Origin of the sequence: Comamonas sp. 4034, assembly GCF_050434545.1 — a bacterium.
GTDB classification, from domain to species: Bacteria; Pseudomonadota; Gammaproteobacteria; order Burkholderiales; family Burkholderiaceae_C; genus Comamonas; species Comamonas odontotermitis.
On record NZ_JBNDIT010000048.1, the window covers coordinates 1 to 4,063 of the forward strand.

Below are 4,063 nucleotides of genomic sequence, written 5' to 3' on the forward strand. Positions count from 1 at the left end.
CCGGCACCTGGAGCGCAAAACGATTCTGTTGGCGAAGGGTAGAAACACGCCACGCCAGTGCCCGGTTTTGAGACCAGTACGCGCGCGCGAGGTTGGCCTCATAACCACATACCAGCGCACTTCTTAGCGAACTCGCAAACGCAGGCACAAACGGAAAAGCCATCTGCCCCAGTCGCCGTGACTGTGGCTGACTGGGGTTTCAGGTGACTTCTTAATGAGTTTGAGAGGGAAAAATTAAAGGGCTACGCATCATCTTCCGAATATTTCAAAAGTCTCTTGGCTAGCTCTATATCAGATATTTTTTCATCACCCTTCACATCATTAATGACATCTAAAAAATAGAAAAAATCAAAGAGATTATAGTACTTAAGACCATTAATATTAATTACAACTTGACCTTCTGTATTTTCAATTGGAAAAAATCCGAGATCAGAATTAATATCACGAGGATCGATTGCATAGATCTCAATCACCTCAGACTCGGAATTCAAATTATTAATCTTACAAAAATCCTCAAACTTACCAGATCTTCTAAAGAATGAAATTAGTTCCGCTAGATTCAATGATCCCCCTATGAAGCGCAGCACAGTTCGTAGTGGATACGCAACGCTAGCGCCAACAACAAAGCCACCTAAACCCCTTATTTTTGCGATATATGCGGGGTTGCAGGTGACTTTTTAAATGATGCTATATTGGATGTAATTTAATCAATCAGGTTTGAAGTTATTTATTTACATCTATAACTATTGGACTGAAGATTGATATATGAGGATTTTTATCATTTTTCAACGAAAGTAATACATTAATAATCTCTTCATCTTTGCAATATTTTATCAAATAGCTAGAGGATAAAAATCTGACTTCACTTGAACTATCTCTTATTAATGGCCGCAATATATCATCGATTGATTGTTTGCGAGACCACTCCTCGATTGTGTGATTTAGTTTTTTTGTAAAATTATTAAGCAAGGATGAATTAGAGCTCTTCTGTATTTCAAAATACTCCTTGGTATACCTAATAAATTCTTCTCGCAAGTCTTCTGCAGACATCTTATTTCTCCATGTGTTTTTGAATTATTTCCATGCCAATTTTATACTGATCGTCGAAGCTTTTCCCGTTTAAATAATCTCTTAGACGAATAGTTGTGCCTGGAATATAAGATGAGTATTCCGCACTAATAGCGCCATGCACGATTGGATCAAGATTAATAAGATTATTAGTTGAATTAATTTGAGTAACTGGAAAACCTGATCTTGCAACTTGGCACTGCTCAACAACATGATGTATCTCTTTTCCTGCAACTCCGTATACTTTTTTGGCAGCAGAAAAATTTGCAAATGTCTCTATTGCACCAATTTCTTGAGCAATAGTTTTGGCTCTTGTTGCAAAGCTTGCAGGTCCCGCAATTATGGGATTTACAGCACCAGTTGATATTGCCAATGTCAAATCAGCAGCAATAACACCTGCAATCGTTATCTCGTAAGCATAAACTAGAGCCCATCCACACGCATAAGCTAAAGGCCCGATACACAACCCTTGTGGATCGGTATAGCTCAGAGGATTGCCGCTCACATAAGCAAACCGATTCCACCCGCCTGCCAGCCCAATCGGATCAGCCTGAAAATACCGTCCATCCAAAGGCCCATAGTACCGGTTGACGTTATAGCTCAGCTGCGTCTCTTCGTCCCACTGCTGGCCCGGATAGCGCAGGTTGAAGGTCACCTCTGGCGCGTAGCTGGGCAGGCTGCCAGCGACTGCGCTGTCCGCTTGCACATAGCCTTTCGCCCCGGTGGTCGGGCTCACTTCGCCAAAGCCAGTCAGCAGCCACTGCCAGGCCACTTGCCCTTGCTGGTTGGTCAGGCGCCTGGGGGTGCTCAGGTGGTCTGCGTGGATGGCATACAGCCGCCCATTGATCTGGGCCGCCACTGGCACCATGCCTTGGGCGGTGGGCAGGTAGATGACTTCGGTGCTGTCCATCTCGCCCGCAGGCGCTGCCGAGCTTGCACTGCGCTGGTTGCTGTAGGTGCCCACGAGTTGCGCGCTGTCTTCTTCGCTGTAGAGGGTGTGCTCGGTGCGCGGGGCCGTGGTGCTTTGCCGTGCATCGGTTTTGAGCAGGCGCTGGCTTGCGCTGTTGTAGAGGTAGCTGACGGCACTGGGGTCGGTGCTGCTGGCGGTGCCGGTGACTTTGGCGACGCGGCCATTGGCACCGTAGTGCAGGTATTGGGCTCCGCTGGTAGTGCCACTGGTAGTGGCTGAGGTGATGGCCCCTGCTGCGTCGTACTGGTAGGTTTTGGTGCTCGCTGCGTTGCCCGGAGTGGTGGTGCTGGCAATGCTGGCTAGCACATTGGTGCTAGCGGTCAGGCTGTAGGTGCGGGTGGTGGTGGTACTACTACCCGATGCAGGCGTCTTGACGATGGAGGCCGAGAGGCGGTTGCCGTTGGCGTCGTACGCATAGCCCATGGAGTTGTAGCCTGCGACATCCAAGAGGCCCGTGGCCAGGGTGCCCACCTTGGGCCAGTTGACAGCGGCTGTGCTCTTGAGGCTGTGGCCGCTGGCGGTCATGCGCCCGGCTGCGTCGTAGGTGTAGGCGCTGGCGATGCGGGCTTGCACGGTGGTGGTGGCTGCGCCCCCGGCGCTTGCAGCGGCTGCCACCATCTGGCTTTGCTCGATGGCAGACACGCGCCCTGCCGCGTCCCAGGTCAGATCAAGGATGCCGGTGTGGGTGAGCTGGCCTGCGGTGTTGTAGCTGCGCGCTTCTGCCAGCTTGGCGGTGGCTCCTGGCGCAGCCAGGATGCCGGGCCAGCTCCAGCCCGTAGGCATGCCCAGCGGGTTCCAAGTCAGGCCTGAGAGGAGTGCCGCACCGTTCCACTGCATGCCGGTGATGAGGCCCGTGCTGTCGTACTGGTAGGCCAGTTGTTTGCCAGATGGATAGGTGATGCTTTGCACGCTGCCTGCCCCACCCTGGCCTGCTGGCACGTAGGTGTAGGCAATGGACTTGGTGGTGCCCCCTGCCAGGATCTGTGTCTTACGCAGCACGCGGCCCAGAGCGTCGCGCTGGTATTGGGTGGTGACTCCCGGGTCCTGCACTTCGCTCAAGTGCCCGATGCTGGCATTGGGCGCAGCAGCGGTGTTGTAGGTGGTGCCGGTGAGGTCGTAGCGCAGCACAGACGATGTGCCGTTGTTGTAGTTGATCTTGGTGATGCGGCCCAGGGCATCGCGCTCTACACCAATGGTGCGGCCTGTGGCATCAGTGGTGGATGCCAGAAGGCCACGCACGTCGTAGGTGGCATTGCCGGTGCCTGCATCGGGGGTGACCTCTTGCTTGGCGTTGCCCAGTGCATCGCGGGTGTAGCTGGTGGTGACGCCCTTGAAGTCTTTGGCTGCGGTAACACTGTCCAGCTGGTCGTAGGTGAGCGAGGCTGCGTTGTTCAGCGGGTCGGTCACTTTGTTCAAGCGGCGCAGGCCGTCCACTGCAAGCGTGGTGGTTTGAGACAGGCCATTGCTGGCAGAGACCAAGTCTCCATTGGCGTCATAGCTCAAGCTTGTGCTTTGGTTGGCACCTCGGGTCTCGCTCGCCACCTTGTTAAGACTGTTGATCGTGCGCTGTACCTGCAAGGCGGTAGTGGCCGCGCTGTCCTTGACGATGGCGCTGGTGGCGTTGTCTTGCGCGTCGAGGGTGTACTGGCCGGAGTTGCCCCGGTTGTCGCTCCACTTGCTGGTGCGCAGGGCGCCGTCGTACTGGTAGGTGATGGCGTAGCCGTTGGCGAATGTGACGGTGCCCAGCTTGTCGTTGGGCAGGTAGCTGAGCGTGGTGAGCAAGCCCCCAGCGCTGAAGCTGGTGAGCTGGCCCTTGGGGTTGTAACTGTAGCTGCGCACAAGGCCAGAGGGGTCGGTCGCGGTGAGGATGCGGCCTGCGCCATCGTGGGTGTACTGGCTGATGCGCCCCTGTGGGTCGGTGACCTTGTTGAGGTTACCCTTGGTGTCGTAGCCAAACACGGTCTGGCCGCCCGCATCGGTGTAGGAGTACGGCAGGCCATTGGGGTTGTAGGCCCAGGCGCTGGA

General features: G+C 54.0%; 3 protein-coding genes. All 3 read right to left on the reverse strand.

Going from position 1 to position 4,063, the window contains the following annotated elements; all coding sequences use genetic code 11:
- Positions 1–242: 242 nt before the first annotated feature.
- Positions 243–587, reverse strand: a complete 345-nt coding sequence (locus tag ABIE32_RS21595) for a hypothetical protein (protein WP_429019359.1) — start codon at positions 585–587, stop codon at positions 243–245.
- Between the two features lie 136 nt (positions 588–723).
- On the reverse strand, positions 724–1,050 hold the full coding sequence (locus ABIE32_RS21600; RefSeq protein WP_429019361.1) for a hypothetical protein: 327 nt from the start codon (positions 1,048–1,050) through the stop codon (positions 724–726).
- 1 nt (position 1,051) lies between these two features.
- Positions 1,052–4,063, reverse strand: a 3,012-nt coding sequence (locus tag ABIE32_RS21605) for an RHS repeat-associated core domain-containing protein (protein ID WP_429019363.1), incomplete at its 5' end; no start/stop codon positions are given.